The organism is Streptomyces flavochromogenes (assembly GCF_000717595.1).
In the GTDB taxonomy this organism is placed as follows: domain Bacteria; phylum Actinomycetota; class Actinomycetes; order Streptomycetales; family Streptomycetaceae; genus Streptomyces; species Streptomyces flavochromogenes.
In genome coordinates this window covers 1-19,228 of sequence record NZ_JNZO01000057.1, presented here as the reverse complement: position 1 = coordinate 19,228, position 19,228 = coordinate 1, and the positions used below count along the sequence as shown (strand labels likewise).

General features: G+C 68.1%; 17 protein-coding genes and 3 pseudogenes. 9 read left to right on the top strand and 11 right to left on the bottom strand.

Annotation, left to right across the window (positions count from 1 at the left end):
• Both IF00_RS0139450 and IF00_RS46590 read left to right on the top strand, forming a co-directional pair.
• Window positions 1–806: FG-GAP repeat domain-containing protein (locus IF00_RS0139450; RefSeq protein WP_030326799.1), on the top strand; the 806-nt coding region annotated here is incomplete at its 5' end.
• Between the two features lie 462 nt (window positions 807–1,268).
• Entirely contained in the window at window positions 1,269–1,685 is a 417-nt protein-coding gene (locus IF00_RS46590) for a helicase (protein ID WP_209439849.1), read from the top strand.
• A gap of 445 nt (window positions 1,686–2,130) precedes the next feature.
• Here the strand turns inward: IF00_RS46590 and IF00_RS0139430 are convergent, their stop codons facing one another.
• Window positions 2,131–2,802 carry a TetR/AcrR family transcriptional regulator gene (locus tag IF00_RS0139430; protein WP_030326791.1) on the bottom strand — a complete coding sequence of 224 codons (672 nt, stop codon included), beginning with the start codon at window positions 2,800–2,802 and terminating at the stop codon, window positions 2,131–2,133.
• An 88-nt stretch (window positions 2,803–2,890) separates the two neighbouring features.
• Between IF00_RS0139430 and IF00_RS0139425 the strand changes: the two genes are divergently transcribed.
• Window positions 2,891–3,820: a zinc-binding dehydrogenase gene (locus tag IF00_RS0139425; RefSeq protein WP_030326789.1), complete on the top strand. Its 930-nt coding sequence runs from the start codon at window positions 2,891–2,893 to the stop codon at window positions 3,818–3,820.
• A 1,505-nt stretch (window positions 3,821–5,325) separates the two neighbouring features.
• Here the strand turns inward: IF00_RS0139425 and IF00_RS47935 are convergent.
• A complete protein-coding gene (locus IF00_RS47935) occupies window positions 5,326–6,315 on the bottom strand; it encodes an NAD(P)H-dependent oxidoreductase (protein ID WP_030326788.1) in 990 nt (329 codons plus the stop codon).
• 168 nt (window positions 6,316–6,483) lie between these two features.
• Between IF00_RS47935 and sigJ the strand changes: the two genes are divergently transcribed.
• The gene (sigJ, locus tag IF00_RS0139410) at window positions 6,484–7,431 is read left to right on the top strand and encodes an RNA polymerase sigma factor SigJ (RefSeq protein WP_030326787.1); all 948 of its coding nucleotides are present in this window, start codon (window positions 6,484–6,486) and stop codon (window positions 7,429–7,431) included.
• A gap of 468 nt (window positions 7,432–7,899) precedes the next feature.
• Here the strand turns inward: sigJ and IF00_RS43070 are convergent, their stop codons facing one another.
• The 4 genes from IF00_RS43070 to IF00_RS42100 all read right to left on the bottom strand — a co-directional run bounded on the left by IF00_RS43070 (window position 7,900) and on the right by IF00_RS42100 (window position 10,111).
• On the bottom strand, window positions 7,900–8,133 hold the full coding sequence (locus IF00_RS43070; protein WP_051820879.1) for a hypothetical protein: 234 nt from the start codon (window positions 8,131–8,133) through the stop codon (window positions 7,900–7,902).
• Window positions 8,134–8,493: 360 nt separating this feature from the next.
• Window positions 8,494–8,703 (bottom strand): IS110 family transposase, encoded by a 210-nt coding sequence (locus IF00_RS43065; RefSeq protein ID WP_078945053.1) that lies wholly within the window; start codon window positions 8,701–8,703, stop codon window positions 8,494–8,496.
• Window positions 8,704–9,089: 386 nt separating this feature from the next.
• Window positions 9,090–9,374, bottom strand: coding sequence for a DUF3027 domain-containing protein (locus IF00_RS47430; protein ID WP_245234776.1), 285 nt, complete (start codon window positions 9,372–9,374; stop codon window positions 9,090–9,092).
• 284 nt (window positions 9,375–9,658) lie between these two features.
• Complete coding sequence (locus IF00_RS42100; protein ID WP_030326780.1) at window positions 9,659–10,111, bottom strand: zinc ribbon domain-containing protein; 453 nt, start codon at window positions 10,109–10,111, stop codon at window positions 9,659–9,661.
• Window positions 10,112–10,332: 221 nt separating this feature from the next.
• On the opposite strand from IF00_RS42100, the gene IF00_RS0139390 reads away from it, so the two are divergent.
• Window positions 10,333–10,914 carry a hypothetical protein gene (locus IF00_RS0139390; RefSeq protein ID WP_030326778.1) on the top strand — a complete coding sequence of 194 codons (582 nt, stop codon included), beginning with the start codon at window positions 10,333–10,335 and terminating at the stop codon, window positions 10,912–10,914.
• Between the two features lie 104 nt (window positions 10,915–11,018).
• A pseudogene (locus tag IF00_RS48180) lies at window positions 11,019–11,171 on the top strand (IS5/IS1182 family transposase); the annotation flags it as partial.
• Between the two features lie 80 nt (window positions 11,172–11,251).
• Here the strand turns inward: IF00_RS48180 and IF00_RS0139385 are convergent.
• The 3 genes from IF00_RS0139385 to IF00_RS0139375 form a co-directional block, all read right to left on the bottom strand.
• A complete protein-coding gene (locus IF00_RS0139385) occupies window positions 11,252–11,653 on the bottom strand; it encodes a hypothetical protein (RefSeq protein ID WP_078945054.1) in 402 nt (133 codons plus the stop codon).
• A 123-nt stretch (window positions 11,654–11,776) separates the two neighbouring features.
• Entirely contained in the window at window positions 11,777–13,270 is a 1,494-nt protein-coding gene (locus IF00_RS0139380) for a hypothetical protein (RefSeq protein ID WP_030326774.1), read from the bottom strand.
• A gap of 29 nt (window positions 13,271–13,299) precedes the next feature.
• The gene (locus tag IF00_RS0139375; protein WP_030326773.1) at window positions 13,300–13,785 is read right to left on the bottom strand and encodes a hypothetical protein; all 486 of its coding nucleotides are present in this window, start codon (window positions 13,783–13,785) and stop codon (window positions 13,300–13,302) included.
• Between the two features lie 440 nt (window positions 13,786–14,225).
• Between IF00_RS0139375 and IF00_RS48175 the strand changes: the two are divergent.
• Window positions 14,226–14,408: pseudogene (locus IF00_RS48175) on the top strand (transposase family protein); the annotation flags it as partial.
• A gap of 294 nt (window positions 14,409–14,702) precedes the next feature.
• On the opposite strand, the gene IF00_RS0139370 reads toward IF00_RS48175, so the two are convergent.
• Window positions 14,703–15,788, bottom strand: coding sequence for a DUF5937 family protein (locus IF00_RS0139370; protein ID WP_030326772.1), 1,086 nt, complete (start codon window positions 15,786–15,788; stop codon window positions 14,703–14,705).
• A 99-nt stretch (window positions 15,789–15,887) separates the two neighbouring features.
• Between IF00_RS0139370 and IF00_RS0139365 the strand changes: the two genes are divergently transcribed.
• On the top strand, window positions 15,888–17,135 hold the full coding sequence (locus IF00_RS0139365; protein ID WP_037640300.1) for an MFS transporter: 1,248 nt from the start codon (window positions 15,888–15,890) through the stop codon (window positions 17,133–17,135).
• A 58-nt stretch (window positions 17,136–17,193) separates the two neighbouring features.
• Window positions 17,194–18,190: pseudogene (locus tag IF00_RS42095) on the top strand (IS481 family transposase).
• A 65-nt stretch (window positions 18,191–18,255) separates the two neighbouring features.
• On the opposite strand, the gene IF00_RS0139355 reads toward IF00_RS42095, so the two are convergent.
• On the bottom strand, window positions 18,256–19,026 hold the full coding sequence (locus IF00_RS0139355) for an IS5/IS1182 family transposase (RefSeq protein WP_030326767.1): 771 nt from the start codon (window positions 19,024–19,026) through the stop codon (window positions 18,256–18,258).
• Window positions 19,027–19,228 lie beyond the last annotated feature (202 nt).

Genomic DNA, 19,228 nt, shown 5'->3' with positions numbered 1-19,228 from the left:
ATCGCCGTCTCGTCGCCACAACCGGCGAGACGACCCGGTTCGCGGTGACGGGACACAACATCACGGACACCATCGACTTCGACAAGAACGGCGGCATCGCCCCCCTCACGTTCTCCACGAACCGGAAGGGCGCGCGCGTCTACTTCGAGATCAAGTACGCCGGTGCCTACTACCGCTACGACTGGCGGGGCGAGGCATCCGTCCTGGACAGCGGGCGCGGTCCCGGTTCGGTCACGCTCCACTGGGACGGCCATCGCCAGGACAGCAACGGCGAGCCGTCGTCGTCACACGGGCTCATGCGCAACGGCCCCGTCGAGTGGACCGCGACCGTCTCACCCGTCGACGGCGTGGGCTGGGGCACGACGTTGAGCGGCAAGAGCACCATCACGCGCAAGCCACATCCGCACGACCTCACCGACGACGGATCGCCCGACCTGCTGATGATGAGCCAGTACGGAGACGTGCACCTGCAGAGCAGTCTGTACTACCCGAAGCATGACGACCTCAGCTGGGAGAACACCGCAGGCGTGCTCTGGATGTACCTCGGCAACGGAGACGGCACCTTCGCCCCGCGCGTGAAGCTCGGCGGCGGCTGGAACGAATACACCCGGATCGTCAGCATCGGAGACCTCAACTACGACGGCCACGGGGACCTGATCGCCTACCCCCCGGGGAACGTGGACATCCTCACCGCCCCGTCTTTCACGAACGGCTATGTGTACTGGGGCACAGGCGACTGGCGAGCCCCCTTCAAGCCGAGGGCCGCAGACATGGTCCCCGGCAAGGGCGCGAAGGACGTGTTCTAACGAGCTCGTGCATGGTTGGCGGTGGCACGTCGAAAGGGCAGGTCGGCCGGGTGGTCATTGCGGTTGGCCGGGCCTGGGGTGGCAGTCTGCTGGTGCGAGAGGAGTCCGGCGACGGCCTGGATTGTGTCGCTCACATGTTCGCGGCGGCCGTAGTGGTGGGCGGGTGCTCTCCAGCTCTTGAGGTGTGCGATGCCGTGCTCGACGCGGATGCGGCGTGAGGAGTGTGCCTTGCGCTGGCGTTCGTGGACTTCCTCCTACCAGTCCGGCGGGTTCTTCGTGCATATGCGGTGCGGTGGTGTCACCACTTGGCCGCCGGTCTGGGCTCCCAGGCTCTGGTAGCCGGCCTCAGCGAGGATCTCCACGAAGGGGGCCGTCGGCCAGGTGCTTGACCAGGCCTGACTGGCGGACGCGGGTAATGTCGACACAGCTCACCGGCTGGGCTGGACTGCAGAACAGGATTCTGTGAAGACCATGGACTTGACGGCGTTCTGCTTCTTCTTGCCGGAGATGCAGGAGACCTCCCCGACGACGGCAAGACCGACGCCGTGGCCCGCGGCACCGCAGGAATCCTGTGGCTGTACCCAGGCACAGGAACCCCCGGTCTCCTCGGGGAGCGGGGCGCGGTCGGCGTCGAAGGCGGCCTGCAGGGAGGTCCGGCACTCGAGCTGGTTGACAGCCCTCGCCCAGTACATCCCGCGGGAAGGCAGAACCGTCGTCGGAAGAGCGCACGTGGAGGTGTTGCCCGACGGTTCTTCGATCAAGCCGGATGTGTTTCTGAGTAACCAGAAGGCGAGGCGATACCGGCTGAACGCTGACCAGCTCGCCGCCCTCGCCGAGCTGGGCTACGCCTGGGCTGCAGGACAGTCCAGGCACATCTGACGCTCGTCCGCTGCCGGGGTGCCCGGCAGTGCCGGCGGGGGGCCTACGGGCAGCATTCGGTAGGGCCGCACATGCCCCCTTACCGGATGGACCGATAAGCCGTTTGGTTCTGTATGCAGGATGCTGGGTGAGACGGAGCGGAAACACGGCGACGTGAAGTCGATTCAGTGGATGCGCTGTTCCAGACTGCGGGCGGGGCCAGTTGGTGCCGCAGAGCGGGCAGTCCGTCTCACCGTTGCCCAAGTCGACGGTGAAGGTGCCTTGGTCGGTCCATGAGGCATTGTCGCAGTTGGGTCCGATCGACGGCGTGTCGACAGGGACGCCGTCGATGACCATGGCGCCCGAGGGCAGGCCTCCGGTCGAGACCGTGCAGTATCGGGCTCGGCGCTCTTCGTGTCGTAGCTGACGGCCGATACCTGCTGCTCGCGCAGTGCGTTCCCTCGTGTCAGTCGGACCCGCCCGGGGCGGTCCCGCGCGGTGTGGCCGGCAGTGTCACGGTGCTTGGGATCGCGGCGAAGGCTGCGCGCAGTTCGCCGGCGAAAGCTGTGCGGCCCGGTTCGCGCGGCAGGTCGACCCAGGTCTCCATCGCGCAGCGGGTGGCCGCGACCAGGAGGTCGAGTGCCAGGCGGGGGCGCGGGTCGCGAGGGTCATCGAAGGCCAGCCTGTGGTGCAGCGTGGCGAGGGATGTGCGGATGGTGCAGTCACAGAAGTGCAGGCCGTGTGCGTCCATCGAAGGTGTCCTGGCGGCGAGGCGACGGCTGAGTCGGACCCGCGTGGGCCAGTCCTGGTCGTTCATGCGGTCCACCGCGGCAAGCAGGGCGTCCTGCAGGAACTCCAGGAGCGTGCCACCGTCGGGGGCGCGGCGGTCCAGTTCTTCGGTGAACGCCATCCACATGTCCTGAGTCGGCGCCATCACCACGTCTTCCTTGCTCGTGAAGTTGCGGAAGAAGGTGCGCTTGGAGACCTCGACCGCCTCGCACAGGTCGTCCAACGTCGCGCCGTCGAATCCGCGTTCGCTGAACAGGTCGAGGGCGGTGCCGATCAGCGCCTCACGGGTGCGCAGTTTCTTGCGTTCGCGCAGGGAGAGGCCCGGGTCGGGGGCATGGGTGGCAGTCATCGTGCGTCGAGTGTAGCGAGGGAGCAAGCGCCCCTGATAGGTTTTTGCCACTGAGTGGCACAATTGATCTCACGAAAGGTCCGCTGCCATGCGCGCACTCCTCGTCGACCGCTCCCGCCCCGGCAACCTGCGACTCGGCGATGTCGCCGATCCGGAACCGGCGCCCCATCAGGCGCTCGTCCGCGTCCACGCCACATCCCTCAACTTCGGCGAGGCCAAGCACGTCCTGGCCGAGGCTCCTGAAGGGTCAGTGCCGGGATGGGACGCGGCCGGCGTGGTCGAGCGCGCCGCTGTGGACGGGTCCGGCCCGCCGATCGGCACTCCGGTCGTCACCCTCGCCTCGGACGGCGCCTGGGCAGAGCTCCGGGCCGTGGACACCGCCTGGCTCGGAACAGTTCCTGCCGGCGCAGACCTCGGCACGATCGCCACCATTCCGGTCGCCGGTGCGAGCGCGCTGCGCGCCCTGCGGCGCCTGGGCCCCCTCCTCGGACGCCGCGTCCTGATCACCGGCGCCACCGGCGGAGTCGGCCGGTACGCGGTGCAACTCGCCCGCCGCGCCGGCGCACACGTCATCGCCTCGACCGGCGACCCGGCCACCCACGGAGCCGGACTGCGCGCCCTCGGCGCGCACGAAGTCGTCGGCGGGCCAGAGGACTTGACCGCGCACGTCGACGGTGTCGTGGACATGGTCGGCGGCCTTCAACTGATCAAGGCGTACGCGCGACTGGCCGAACACGGCACCCTCGTCTCCGTCGGCCGGGCCACGGATACCCCCGAGCAGTTCCCATATGGTGCCTTCTCCGGCGCCCCCGAGGCACACGACCGGTCGATCACAAGCTTCTTCCTCCTCCGCTGCACCAACGTCGGTCCGGACCTCACCCTCCTCGCCGACCTCGTCTCCCAAGGCGACCTGAGCCCTCAGATCACCTGGCGCGCCACCTGGGACAAAGCCGCCGAAGCCGTCACCGCCCTCCTCGACCGCACCGTCCACGGCAAGGCGGTCCTGGACATCGCCTGAACGCGGCCAAGCACCCAGCTCCGACACCGCCCCTTCGCCCGCCCGTCACCGCCCACGAGTGCGAACGCGGGTCCGTCAGGAGCCGGCGCCGAGGACGATCACGTCACACAGGCACTCCCCCAGGTCTTGGCGCTGCCGTCGGGAACAAGATTGGTGGCGACTGGGAGTCTGCAGGTTGTCCGGGGTCCGGGTGAGTGGCACCGGAGCGTTTCCAATTCGGCTCCAAGACGGGGTCCCCCCACCAGAGGAGCACCCCTTGAGCCGGGCTGCGTCCCGGCGGGGGTGCCTGGTCGAGCCGCTCCAGTGGACGCCTGGAGCGGCTCTCGCCCGCGAGGCCCGACCGAGGACCGCGCTCAGCACGAGCCGGCCCGGCCCTCCATCCCCACCTCTGTGTCTGACTCGACAAGTTCGCGGCGGGAGCCCGTCGCACACTGACCTCCTGCTCCCTGCGAGCTCTCGCAGCTCCGACACAAGATCAAGACCCGCACGGCGCGCTGGTGTCACGAACGCTAGTGAGGTGGCGGCACGGCCCGGGCGGCCGAGGCCTGAATCAGAACGCTGCGTGACCCAACTGGGCTCCTGGCCGGAAGGATGTTCTTCGTCAAAGCCTCGGGCGGCTTCCGCCCGGGTTCGATCTTCTGAGTGGGGCATGGGCTCAGACGGAAGCTCAAAGCGCATCCTGGAGTCTGTTCGCGTGCCTGAAGAAGGTCTGGACCCTGCACGAGCCGCTGGGCAGCGGGCCCACCCCCGAGGCGCACTCCGCAGGCCCTGCCCGCATGGAGGCCGGGCCCGCCGGCATCACCGTTCCTTCGGCAGTGCGGCCAGGACGTGGCGTTCCTCGCAGCGTCCGCCACCGACGACCCACCATCGAGACCAAGGGCCGAGGCCGCCTCTCCCGGACGTGCGAGCGGTCCAGGCGGCTGAGCCCCTCTGTGTCGCGTTGCTCATTCCCACAACTGCTGCGGGAGAAGACCAATCCCGGAGCCATGCCGCAGCAAGTGCTGTTCCAGACGCGGTCAAGCCGCTGGTTCAAGGCTCGCCGCGATGGCTCGTCTCCGAAGGGTGCGCCGCCAGGATCTCCATCTCTACGAGCGTGCCGGTGAGACCGGTATGGGCGAGTTCCGTCGCCTGCGTTCGCGCTTCGCCCAGGGATAGTTCCCGTGCGCTTCGGAGGGCCTGCAACACAAATCCTCAGCGAGTGGGATCCCCGCTGACCATGCCCTTCCCTCGGACGCGGGCAGCGCCTCCGACGGGTCACATCAGGTTGTCGCGGGCTGTGGAAAGCAATGGACCCGTCGAAGGGAACCCGGCTTCGCAGGCAGTGGTGGGGATGTCCAAGCTGGGGCAGAGGCTTCGTCTACCAGCGATGCCCGTCGCAGCAAGCCTTCGACGGTCTTTGACGGATGGCCGCGAACAAGGCCCGGTCCTGAGGGCAAGGCCCCCCACCCATGTCCGCGATAGCGTCCTGGACTCCCCGGCCACTGAAGCAACGCAGGATGATAACGTTACGGTTCGAGGTCGACGACCCCCTTGCCGCCCAGGATGTCCAGCGGCACGGAGACCTGGTCGTGCGTGATCAGCCATTCGCCTTCGATCTTCCGGAAGCAGAAGGTGACCCGGACCCACATGCCGCCCGCCGCCGTCCCGTCGGGCAGCGTGCCGCCGAGGCGGCCGAAGCCGTGTGCGAACGCCACGTCTTCGCCCACCGTGGGCATCAGGTCACGCACCTCGTAGGTCACCTCCTGGAAGAACGTGAACACGTTCGCCCAGTTCTTGAGTTTCTCGTCGATCCCCGCGTGCTGTAGCGGCGGATCGATGTCGAAGGACACGACATCCGTCGAATAGAACCGCCTCAGACCCTCGAGGTCCTTGGCCTGGATCGCGTCGATGATTCCGCCGATGTGGCGTCGGATCGCGACTTCGTCCGTCTCGCGCTGCGTCGCAGTGGCTGTCCTTCCTTCCGTGCTCTGGGTGACAACATGATCCAGCAGTGTGTCGAGGGCGCTGACGTGGTGGGCGCCCGGCTTGAGTGTCGCGTGGTCCTCGAAGTCGGTGTGCAGGGACAGCGAGACCTGCGGGGTCACTGCCCCCATCTGGAGGAGCTCACACAGCGCCCGCAGCTGCCGGGCCGCATGGGCGCCGCCGCCAGCGCCGTAGGAGACGAACCCAACGGCCTTGTGGGTCCACTCCGCGTACAGGTAGTCGATCGCGTTCTTGAGCACGCCGGGGATGGAGGCGTTGTACTCGGGGGTGACCATAACGAATCCGTCGAAGCGGGCAATGGTGTCAGCCCATGTCCGGGTGTGCCCGTGCTGGTACCGCCCAGCGAGCGCGGGCAGCGGCTCGTCCAGATGCGGCAGCGGGTGGTCGAGCAGGTCGATCACCTCGAATGCGGCGTCGCCGCGGCGGGCCGCCCGCTCGTGGACCCACCGGGCGACCTGGTCGCCCTTGCGGCCGGGGCGGGTACTGCCGATGAGTATTCCGATCCTTGTCATCGCTGTCTCCTGAGGTGTCCCACCCGGGTTCTCCGGGCCGGTGGCGTCTCTGAGCGGTACGACGACACAACACCGCGGAACGTCAGGGAGAGTCGACACCTGACAATCGGACGGGCTGTCTCGTCGGACCGCCGAGGGACGATCCGAGACCAGGGAGCCACCGGAACCATGACCGATCACGCGAAATCACGGCACGACGAGTCCGACGCGGGCTTGGACGCGATCATCAGCGAGCGGCGGCGGCTGATCGCTCTTGCCTACCGGCTCCTCGGTTCCCTGGCCGAGGCCGAGGACGCCGTCCAGGAGACCTACACCCGCTGGTACGCCATGTCCCGACAGCAGCAGGACGCCATCCAGTCCCCCGGCGCCTGGCTGACGACGGTCGCCACCCGCGTGTGTCTGGACCTCCTCGGCTCGGCGCGGGTCCGGCGCGAGCGTTACGTGGGCGAATGGATCCCAGAGCCGCTGCCCGAGCGGACCGACTGGATCAGCGGGCGCTCAGGCACCGCAGCGACCGATCCTGCGGACCCTGCCGACCGGGTCACGCTCGACGAGTCGGTGAGCATGGCATTTCTCGTCGCCCTCGAATCCATGACCCCGAATCAGCGCGTCGCGCTCATCCTGCACGATGTCTTCGGATACCCGTTCGCCGAGATCGCCGGGATCACCGGCCGCACCCCGGCGGCCTGCCGCGAACTGGCCTCCTCCGCCCGGCGTCGCGTCCGCACCTCCCGGCCCCCTGCGGCCCCGGCAGCCCACCAGGCGCTCCTGGTCAGGGACTTCAAGCAGGCGTGGGACACGCAGGACATCAACGCCCTCGTCGGACTCCTCGCCCCCGGAGCAAAGTTCACGGCGGACGGCGGCGGCGTCGTCGCCGCCGCGCTCCACCCTATTGAGGGCGGCGAAGGGATCGCCCGCTACCTCACCAACCTCGCCGTCCTGACGTCCGGCGGCCTGACGGTCCTAGAGCGCACGGTCAACGGCCGGGCCGGACTGGTGATCGAACACGAAGGTGTCACCGTGGCCGTGTACGCGTTCGACGTCACGGACGACCGGATCACGCACATCTGGGCAGTGCGCAACCCCGAGAAACTCCGCCCATGGACAGCGGGCTGACCAGCTTGACTCCGACAGCACGACACCAACCGCAACCAGACGCTCAGCGGATACGGCATCCTGGACCGCTCAACAGCCTCCACCGAAAACGGAGCCGACGGCCTGGGCGGGGCGCCAGGCCGCCGAGGGGACCCGGCCTGGGCGACCCGTGCCCGCGGGTCAGGACGTAGCCGCCGATCCCCGGGAGGGCGCGGCGAGCGCGCCGCCCACAGCCGTCCCGATCCAGCGGTCGGACCACCAGCCCCAGGGCCACCCGTCCTCGTGAGCACGCGACCGCGGCCGGCTCCGGCGTGCTCACGACGTCTTTGGCAGACATGCCCTCGGCCGTGCACCTGGCGACGTAATCCCTGGCCCGTGAGTCGCATTGCACGCGAAAAGGACGAACGATGGTGTAGAGAGCGCTGTTGGCGTGCCGGTATCCGCCGCGGTTGATGCGGTGGCCGTTGGTGCGGCCTGGGGAAGCGCGGATCAGGGCGGCCGCGCACAGGTGCGCGAATGATGCTTCGGATCTGAGCCCGTGGGGTTGTCGCCTGCGGTGATCAGCAGCTGTCCGGCCGTCTCGATGCCCATTCCGGGCAGCGCGACGAGGCGGGGAGCCACCCGGGACACGAGAGGGGCGAGGTCGGCCTCGGCCTCCTTGATCTCCTGCTGAAGGAACCGGTAGCGGCGTGCGAGACGGCGCAGGGCCGTCTTGGTCGCCAAGGCGGGGTCGGCCAAAGTCCCCGATGGGCCGGGTCCGGGCGAGGGTGGCGATGAGCACGGCGGTGGGTAGTTCCCGCAGCTTCTCCCGCAGGTCAGAGGCGCGGTGACCGTCACAGAGCGGATCAGGTGATGGTCTGCGTGCGAGGTTGACCGCGCTCTGGCGTACCTCGCGCAGCGCGCGGATGGCTTCCACGATCCCGTTGCGGCTCTTTGGCGTTCCACTCGCGCGGCCGGAGAGGACGGCAGTAGCCGCAGCACAGGCATCGACCGGATCAGACTTCCGTGGGCCCGCCTGGCTCTGCGGTCCGGGCGGTCGACCTCGACGGCCGTGATGCCGTTCGCAGTCAGGAACCGGGCAAGCTAAGCGCCGTAGGCTCCGGCGTCCTCCATTCCGACCGCGATGGCGTCGCCCCGGGCACGGAGCCAGACCAGCAGCTGTGCGGAGCCGGCCGCCGTCGTCTCGAACGACTGCGTGTCCAGGTGGCGGCCGACCGAGTCGATCACTGCGGCTTGGTGCATGTCCGTATGGGTGTCGATTCCGCCGATCACCGCTATTCCGGGTGCACTCATGCCTGTTCTGCCGTCCTTCGTACGAGGCGTAGTGGAACAGCGTGTGCGGCCCAGGCAGACGGACGAAACAGTGAAGAGGCTGGTGGCCAAGCTGCTATGAGGTCACGGATGCTTGCGCGGAGGCGGTCCAACAAGCTGTGCGACGCGCACAACCAGCAACGCGCGGCTGGCAAGGAGCTCCGTCCCATCCGGCAGCGGCGACGGACCATCCGGGAATTCTGCACCGGACCCGGGCCTGAGGCCTCGCCGAGGCACTCACAGAACCCTGCGCGGCACTGACCTCAACTCTGCGCACGACAAGGTGGACCCTGCGAGTTCCGAGTCAAGGTGCGAGGGGCGCTGCGGAGTCCGCGGCAACCCTGCGAAACGGCGACTCCGAAACGTCTTCAGCCGAAGGTCCCGTCGGCTCGGGCGACAAAGCGTTCGCAGCCGTCGTGCTCGAAACGCACCTGCCCGTCGAACGGCGAGCCGGCGCGGATGCACACCCCCCAGTCCAGACCCAGCTCGCCGCTCAACGCGATCCAGAACCTGCATCCTCCGCACTGCTCATCGAACCACTCATCCCGGTAGCCGCGGTCCCCGGTGGAGCGGTTGAGCAGCCGCAACCAGCGCTCGTGAATCTCATCCTCGCCTTTCCCCTCGCCGTTTGCCCGCAGCTCGCCTGGAGTCACCGTTCCCCACCCTTCCGCCGGATGCGCAGAGTAATCTGCACGGAGCCGGCTCCGAGCCGCAAGCCGATTCCTGCGAGCCGCAGGCCCTCGGCTCAGCGCGTCGCGGGGATCACCCGCAAAGGGCACTGTTGGCCGCGGGCACGTGCGGTGCCTGATGAGGACGAGAGATCTTGACATCCTCTCCGCCCTGAAGGACGGAGATTCCCGCCTGCCTGCCGGTGGTCACCGGCTGGGGCTTCGGTGGGGTCCTGTTTGTTCACGCGGTGCCGGGACGAGTCCCGGCCTTACCCACGCTCCGCGGGCTGATAACGCCAGTCCGGCGGTCTTGGCGACGTCGACCGCCGCATTGATGTCCCGGTCCAGGACGGCCCCGCAGGCCCCGCACATCCACGATCGGATATTCGGATATACAGGGGCTTGGGCCCGTCCTTGAGGCCGCGGGCCGAGCAAACCTGAGATGTCGGCTCGAACCGACCGATGCGGTGGAAGGCCCGGCCGTGCAGGGCGGCCTTGTATTCCAGCATCGCGGTGAACGCCGACCATCCGGCGTCGTGTACGGACTTGGCCATGCGGGTGCGGGCGAGGCCCTTGACCGCCAGGTCTTCCACTGCAACCGCTGGGTTCTCGCGGATGATCTTCGTGCGCACAGTGTGAACATCCAGGTCGGCAATCCCGTCGACGAAGTGCTGGGGATCTCGCCCATGCTGCCGTGCCGCCCCAAGCACCCACAAGATCATCTGGATCTCCGAGCGGTAGGGCCATACGCGGGTCTTCTTGTACCGGTCCCGTGAGAACGGCGGGGTGGGCCTTTCCCAGTCACCGGTTTGAGGTGAGCGTGTCGCTCCCCCGATTGACGTCGAGGTACCCGATCGGGTGGGAAACCCCTCAGACCGGCGGAGACTGCCCGGCCACCTGCTCTCCTCTTGATCGTTCTATCGCCCAAGAAACGAGGACCCTGATGAACCGTCTCGCTCTTTGCGTCGCCGCGACGGCCTCGGCCACCGCCCTCGCCGCCGGACCGGCCGCGACAGCCGACCCCTCCCCCGGCAAGCACGCAGAATCCGGCCGTCACCACGCTGCTCCGAAGGTCGCAAGCGAACCGACCCGGCTGGCCCGTGCGATCTTGAACACCAAGGGCATCACCTACGCCAAGGCGCACGTGGGCGGTACCGACAAGGCGTCCCTCCCCCGGCAGAACCTGGTCGACGTCTCCAACGAGCACCGGGCCAAGACCAGCCCCTGGGGCCACAAGAAGGGCGCGCGGGTCGCACTCGACAAGCGGATGCTCAACGGCATCCTGAAGCTCAACACCAAGTACCACTACAAGATCGAGATTTCCGAGCTCGTCGGAGGAAGGCACAGCCGCACCTCCAAGCACTATGCGGGCCGCGCAGTCGACGTGGCCTGGATCAACGGCCGTCATGTAGGCAAGAGGGCTGATCACCGCGGGCTCATGAAGGCATGCCGCAGCCTCGGTGCCACCCTGGTCCTCGGGCCTGGCGACAAGGACCACGACACTCACGTGCACTGCCAGTGGTAGCTCGCCGGGAACATCGGGTGCCCAGCGGGAGACGCCCACGGTGAAAGGTTGGACCCACGAGGAAGGCTTGCAGGCGGCTGCGGGGGCCTGACCATCGATGGCCAGGCCGCTTGAGGTGCACGGCTCCGGACGCAGGCTGCCCTGTCGCGTTCAGCTTCTCGTCGCGCTCATCCCGCGCGATCCGGAACCACCTCCGCCGATGCGGGATCCGAGCTGTCATCCCCCAGCCGTCCGACCAGGTCGGCCACCGTGTGCGGCCCGTGCCGTGGCCGATCGTGCTCTCGGCGCTGAGCACGATCGGCCATGGCGATCGACCCCGTCGTAGGGCCGTCCGCCCCTACTTCGTCGGCACAGCCGGCGGAGGCGTCACACCTGGCTCGATCGTTGACCTGATGTAGACACGCGTACGAACTGACTCGAGTGGTTGCGCGAAAAGGTAACCCTTCTGCTGGGGGTGCAGGTTCGGGATCATCTCGGTTTCCTCCGGCCTCGACGGCAGCAGATAGGCATCGGCGTCCTTGGTGGGCAGGGTGAAAGCGAGAAGTCCGACGTCGTAGCGCTCGCCGGTCCTGTACCCGGCACGCCGGTCCGAGGCCTCCGCCGGGACCCCGATGCCGATCTGTTCGCACATCCAGGCAGGCGTGACACCGCTCGACCACCAGCAGCCTTCCTCTTGGTTCACGTGGTCGGAAACTGCGTCCTGCACGACGAGCGCAGCGGCAACGGCCGCTGCGGCCACGGTGAGGACTACGCCTGTGAGGACAGCGACTGGGCGGCGCACTGACTACTCCTGATGCGTGCGGATTCGGATGCGAATGTGCCGCCGGCTGCAGTCGGGTGGTGGGGCTCGTTGGAGAACGCTTCAGCGGTGTCCGCCGTCGTCGCGGACTCCCTGCTGTTCCCGTTCCGGGTCCGTGCGCGTGCCTTCCCGGCCAGGTTCGTCCGGGGCGGGGAGCGGTTGCCCGCTCGGAGTGGAACCGCCCAGGTCGTACTGCTTGACCGAGCTGCTGCCCGACATGTCGAACTCCCGGGCGAGGCCCGTGGTGTGCATTTTCGCCAGCTCCCCGTCCGGGACCCCCATCCCGACTATTGTGACGCCCTTGTCCTTGTCCCAGTTGTAGCGGTCCCACACGTTGGCCTGGTAGTCGAGACGGACCGAGGGCTGACCGTTGGCATCCGGCGTCACCGTCACCACCCCGGTCACGTTGGACCTCGTCGACCCGACCGCATAGAACCAATTCTTGTCCGTGTCCTTATCAAAGCTGAAGTCGCGGTTATCGGTCTCCACTGGAATGGCGACCGGCTGTCCGCCGTTCCTGCGGAATTCTTCCAGCGCCTGCTCACGCCACGCGGGCAGCTCTTCCTTGACCGCATTGTCGATATGGGTCCTGAAGTCTTTGTCGTCGGACATCATCTTGTCCACGGGCAGCTTCAGGGGATCGCCGTCGTTGCCCAGATAGTGCGCCATATGGCGGGAGGCATCGTCGAGACCTCCGAAGTCGGCGCCCTCGACGATCATCTTCATCTTCTCCCTCGTCCACCGGTCCTTCAGGCTCGGCGACTTGACGTCGTAGGGCCCCGATCCGGCGTCCGGCGCAGCTCGCTTGACTGTGGGGTCGAGGAGACCCGCCGCCAGCAGTTCGTTCTTGCGCGCCATCCACAGCTCGCCCCGCGCGGTCGGGCTCAGCGACTCCCAAAGCCGCCGCAGCTCGCCCCTCTGCGGGTTGGTAGCCTTCCCGCCCCGCGAGGCCAGATCCATGGCGCGCGGCAGTTGGTCCTCGTCAAGGGAGGTGTACGTGGCGTGGCCGGCGTTGAGCGGGTCGCCTCCGTGACTTGCCTTGAGAGCGCGAGCGGCGGCGCCGTCGATCTCCGCGGCGTGGGCCACCAGGCCGGTGATCGTGTCGGCGTACCACTGCATCAAGTCTTTGGTGCGCTGTGAGGCCGGTTCCGGCGTGCATCGCAACTCTGTCACCCGCACGACGCCGCCGACCCCGACGGACACCATCAGGGGCGCGGGAGGGGCGCCCCCAGTCCCGTCTCCGCCCTTGGCTTGTTCGGCCAGCGACACGACCTGCTTCTGAATGTGCGTCAGCTCGGCATGCGCGTCCTCCAGCACCCGGTGGATGCTCTGTGCCTCCGCGTGCAGATCGAGGAATTCCTTGGCGGTCCCACGCACGAAATCCTTGGTGACCGTGGCGTTGACACCTTCCCACTCGGCCGAGTCGGACATCTGCACCAAGCCGTCGTAGACCTCGGTCCGCAGTTTGTCGAGTTCGTCGGCCATGGTCTTCCAGCCGGCGACGGCCGTGCCGAGTTTGCCGAGATCCAACTCGACGAGATCCCTGTATGTGAACACCGCTGCTGCGCCCCTTCTGCCCGCTCGCCCTACGACATGTACTTGGAGAGCTCGGACACTGGCATCGCAGAGCCGTCACGGCCACGCAAGGACGCCTCGATCAATTCGTCGTTCTTCGCGTGGGTCTTCTGGGAGTAGTTCAGGTGGTTGGAGATATGGGCGCACATCTGCAGGACGGTCTTGACCTGCGAGTCCCAGACGGAGAGCGTCGTGGATAGCTCGTCTCCCATGGCCATGTTGTGCGCCGACAGCTCCTGCGCCGCCTGGGCGGTCGAGCCGGCTCCGCTGGTGTTACGGCCCGCGCCGGCAATGTCGGCCTTCCTCCGCAGCTCGGCGTGCAGCAGGAAGGCCTGGTTGCCGACCGCGCCCAGGTCGTCCTGGGTGACCACTAAGTCGAAGGGCGAACCGGACCCAGGGGTGCCGGGAGGAGTCTCCCCCGCATTGAGCCGCATCCCGACCGATTGCCGCCCCTTCGCCTCGGACATGAGGCCGGACCACTCCTGATTGAACGTCATGCCGTACCATCCCCCCGCACTGGTTACGCGAAGTAGACATAGTACAGCGCAAGTTGACGATTCATCAGATCAATGCTGCACGTCCTCGTGCGCGTGCCGGGAGCCGGGTGCCAGGTGCCGGGTGCCGGGTGCCCGATGCTGCGCTCGCCATCGCGGTGGACATGCTCGTCGACGCGCCGGTCTCGACCAAGGCGTGCTCGAACTGGCCTGCAGCCTCATGTGCTTCCGCCGCCCGCGGACCTCACTCCGAAACGACCAGTTGCGAGCTGGTGCGTGATTGCGGTTGAGGGGTGATCGCGCGAGGGTGGGATGATCCAGCCCGTGGTGATCACGACCAACCGGAGAATCCTCGCGCGTCAGCTCTTCACCGATATCTCCCAGCAGCATCGGGCTTGTTTGGCGGAGGAGTTGGCCGGCCCGTGGCAGCCGTGGTCGAGGGCCGTCGTCACAAGGCACATGGCGGACGCCTGGCGTTCGTCTCGGGCAAGAAGAAGCAGAACAGCATGAAGGCCACCATCGTCGCCGACCACCAGGGCCGCACGCTCTGGACCGATGCCCTGCGACCAGGGCGGATACACGATGCGACCGCCACCCGCAACGAAGGCATCGCCGTCTGCTTGAAAGGCTTGAGGTCACGGCGGCGTAGAACCCGGTCCACGTCGGTGGCAACCCTCGAGGCCGTGCTCGCGTGGCTCGCCAATCACGTTTCACAGCAGGGCGGAGGCGATCGGCCGCAGCCGTGTCAGACAGGCACGCCGGCGCGACTTCAGGTATCAACTCCCAAACCGCGGATGCGCGGGCGGCGAGCTCGCGACGAGTCGGCGCCCGGGTGTGCCGACGAACCAGTGGCGGACGGGGCTACGAAGCCGGAGGTCGCCCGCCCGCCGGCAGGCGAAACCACCGAGTACCGAAGGCGCTCAGCGCAGCACGGCCGACAGCAGGTTCGTCCCCAGCGTCGTCATCGCGGACAGGTCGAGGGTGTAGTGGACGTAGCGGCCACGCCGCCGGGCCGTGAGCAGCCCGGCGCGGCGCAGGACGGCGAGGTGGCGGGATACCTCCGGGGGTGAAAGTTCCCAGGCGTGGGCCAGCTCGCCGGTGGTGTGCGGGCCGCGGGCCAAGGTACGCAGCAGCCGCAGCCGTACCGGATGGGCGAGCGCCTCCAGCCGCAGCGTGACGGTTTCCAGCGACACCGGCTCTGATGGACTCGGCTCGGCCACGGGGTACTGCACCACCGGCTGCCACCCGGGCGCGTGGACCGCCACCAGGTGCGGCCGACCGAAGACGCTGGGGATGAAGGTGACCCCGGCGCCGTGGGCGGCGGTCGCCTTGTCCTGCAGCTTGTCCACGATGATGCAGTCGCCGTCCGGTGCCAGGGCGAGCGCGCCAGAGACCGAGGCGAGTGCCGCCCCGATGCCCTGGCGCTTCAGCAGATCGTTCTTCAGACGCTGGTCGGTGGCCAGTTGCACGGCGACGCTCCTCCAGGCCGCGTCGAAGAAGGCATCGGCGCACTGCTCGAGGGTGCGGCGCACCCGTGCCCGTACGCCGGCCGGGTCTTCGAGCAGCCGTTCCGCGAAGGTCTCTTGCAGCGGGCCGCGGGCCTGGGCGAGGTCCAGGGCCCGCTCGCGCGCCGTCGCGTCGGTGAGCGGCGATGGCGTGGCGAAGTGGACCCGGTTGCTGCCGCACGTGGTAGTGAGCGCGGAACTCACGTACATTTCGTCGTCGATCCGGTCCACGTCGTCCAACTCCTCGGCGAGGGTCGACCGGGGCCGGGCGGGGACCAGGAAATCGGCTCGTGAGGAACGCCAGAGGAACTCCGCCTCCCGCAGCCGCTCGGCCAGCTCCGGCCGCAGCGTGGCCCAGACGTCCCCGGCCCAGCCGGCGAGTCGCGGATGATGCCCGGGTTCGGCCAGCACGTGCAGCATCGCGGTCAGCTCGGCCAGCGGGGAGGCGGCGAACCGCAATCGCTCGGACGGCAGGCCGCTGATGTCGATCCTCAACGTCACCCCCTCATCATCACCGGTCCGATGGCCGGCGACGGCATCGATTGACGATGGTCGTCAACCGGCGTGGCCGGCCCGGCGGCCCAACGCACCGTTGACGCCATGGCAACCACCACCAAGATCCGGCCTCGCGCCCTCGTCCGTGCCTCCGGAGGGCCCCGCTATGCCGTCGCCCTGGCCGTGGACGCGCTCGGCACCGGCCTGCTGCGGCCCTTTCTGCTGCTCTACGGGGTGACCGTGCTGAAGCTGTCCGCACCCGCCGCCGGCATTGCCATGACGGCCGGTGTCGTTGTCGGTCTGGTGTGCATGCCCGCGGTGGGCCGGTGGCTGGACCGGGGTGCACGCAGCACGGTAGTGGCGGCGTCGATGCTGGTGCGGGTGCTGGGCGTGGGGCTGCTGCCGGTCACCCCGACAGGGCACGTCTGGCTGTTCGCGACGGCGGCGCTGTTCCTCGGCATCGGCAACCAGGCATGGCCGGCCGCCCACGCAGCCCTCGTGGCCACGGTCGCCCACGGCCGCGAACGCGACGCCGCTCTCGCGGCAGGCCGCGCCCTGCGCAACGCCGGCCTGGGCGCGGGCGCCCTCCTCGCCACCGCATGCCTGGCGGGCGGCACCACCGCATTGCAGGCACTGGCAGCCGTCACCGCTCTCGCCTATCTCACTGCGGCGGCATTGACGTGGTCAGTCCACGTGCACACGCATCCGGCCGCTATCCCGGACAAAGGCAAGAACGACGGGCCGCCACCCCAGATACGCACGCTGCTCGCCGCCAACGTGGTCTACGCCTTCTGCCTCAACGTCCCCGAAATCGCGCTCCCTCTGGTCCTGGTGACCCAGTTGCACGCATCCCCGATGTGGTCGGCAGCCATCTTCGTGGCCAACACGGTGCTGGTGGTCACCCTGCAGGTTCCCCCCACCGTCCTCATGTCCCGCTTCTCCCGGCGGACCGTGCTGGCTCTCGCCGGCATGGTACTCACCGCCTCCTACCTCGGCTTCCTGGCGGCCACCTCACTGGGACGCGGCTGGAGCGCCCCGGCCATCGCCATGGTGTCCCTGGCCTGCACCCTCGGCGAAATCCTCTACGCCGGCAGCGCCACCGCCCTCATCACCGCCCTCGCCCCGACCCATGTCCTGGGACGCACCCTCGCGCGCTTCCAGCTCTCCACAGGCTTCGGCCTCGCCGTCTCCCCGGCAGTCATCACCACTCTCGCACCCCACGGACCGGCCGCCCTGTGGGGCAGCCTCGCCACAGCCACGCTCCTCTCCGCTTCCGCCATCGCCACCGAGAAGACCCAAGACACGACACCGGGTGCAAGCAGGCTCATCAGCTCCGCCATCACCACGGACTAGGTGTATTGACCACGAGCGTTGTTAACAGTGCCGGGTCTTGATCAGGCGAAGACCTCCGGTGTGGTGGAGGTGTCTAGGACTACACCGCACGGAGGTCTTCGCGTCCCACCGTAATGCCCGGCTGACCATTCACGGCAGGCGGCTGCTGGTCGAACGTGTCCGTTCCGGCCGCCCGGTCGCGCATGTCGCCGCGGAGATGGGGATATCTCGGCCCACGGCCCACAAATGGGTCCGCCGTTGGAAGACCGAAGGCGATGCGGGTCTGGCCGACCGATCCAGTCGGCCGCGCAGGACCCCGCACCGGACCCCGGCGGCCGTCGAGACCCGGGTCTGTGACCTGCGCCAGGCCCGCAAACTCGGGCCGGCCCGGATCGGCCCGATCCTGGGACCGCCCACCTCGACCGTCCACCGGATCCTGACCCGCCACCGGCAGAACCGGCCGGCCTGGCTGGACCGGCCGACCGGAGTCATGATCCGCCGCTACGAACGCGACCCGCCCCGGCGAACTCATCCACGTGGACGTGAAGAAGCTCGGCCGGATCCCCGACGGCGGCGGCCACAAGACCAACGGCCGCCAGGCCGGCAGACCGATCCGAGGCATGGGCTTCGACTACGTCCACTCCGCCGTCGACAACCACTCCCGCCTCGCCTACAGCGAGATCCACCCCGACGAGAAGGTCGCGACCTGCGCGGCCTTCCTCAGCCGCGCGGCCGCGTTCTTCCACAGCCACGGCATCACCCGCATCGAACGGGTCCTGACCGACGACGCCTGGGCCTACCGCAAAGGCCTGGCCTGGAAGACCGTCCTGGCCGACTTCGGCGCGACAGGCAAGCTCACCCGGCCCTACCGGCCGTAGACCAATGGCAAGGCCGAACGCTACAACCGCACCCTGCTCGACGAATGGGCCTACCAGCGGCCCTACACCTCCAACACCGAGCGGACCGAAGCCCTGACAGACTTCCTCCACACCTACAACCACCACCGCAGCCACACCGCACTCAACGGACACCCGCCCATCAGCAGCGTCAACAACCCCGCGGGTCAATACACCTAAGGGCTGTCCCGTAAATGATCTTCGGGTCATCTCGGGAATGGCTGATCACGGTGAAGCCCGTTGGCCTATCCGGCGAGAGCGAGGTTGTGCATCCGGGCGATGCCGAGCATCGCGTGATGGACACCGTCTCCCTTGAGGCGGCAGTCGCGGAGGATCTTCCAGGTCTTCATGCGGGCGAAGACGTGCTCGACCCGGGCCCGGACCTGCTTGTGGGACCGGTTGTGCTCTTCTTTCCAGTCCGGCAGTTCGGTCTGGCCACGCTCTCGGCGATGCGGGATGACGAGTCCGGTGCCCGGGTATCCGCCGTCGGCGATCACGAGGGTGTTGCCGACGGCGGCCTTCGCGCCGGACTCCTCCCACGCCCTGCAGTCGTTGCGGTTCCCGGCCAGCGGTCGACCGACCACGACGACGCGCCGGGTGTCGGCGTCGATGACGACCTGGTGGTTGGTTGAGTACCGGTAGTTCTTCGACCGCTCGGCGATGGTGTGGTCCCGGGTGGGAACCAAGGTCCCATCCACAATGAGCACGGCGTCCTTGGCGAACCGCTTGCAGGGCTGGAGCGCGAACATCGGCCCGAGATGGTCGATGATCCGGTCCGCCGCCGACTTCGACACCCCGAAAAGCGGAGCGAGCTGCCGCATGGTCAGGTTCGTGCGCCAGTACGCGGCCACCAGCAGAGCCCGGTCCTCCAGCGGAAGACTCCACGGCCGGCCCTTGCGGACCACATCCGCCCCCTCACGTCGCAGCACGGTCACCAGCTTCCCGAAGGCGCGAGGGCTCAGCCCTGAGAACGGGGCTATCCAGGACGGCTCCGACGCCGTGATCACACCAGTCACACCGTGATCGTTCCACCCAAGGGAGGCTGCGCGAGTCCTCTTCCGCCCCAGCGCCGGCGGCCATCGGGCCTGTGCCTGCCGAGTGATGAGGCTCCCTGAACCTGGTTCTGTCCGCACTTCCGTGAACGATCTCTCAGCACCCTCTCTGCTGGCCGGTCGATACGATCGACGGGTGATGGACGAACCTGTGATTGAGCTGTCA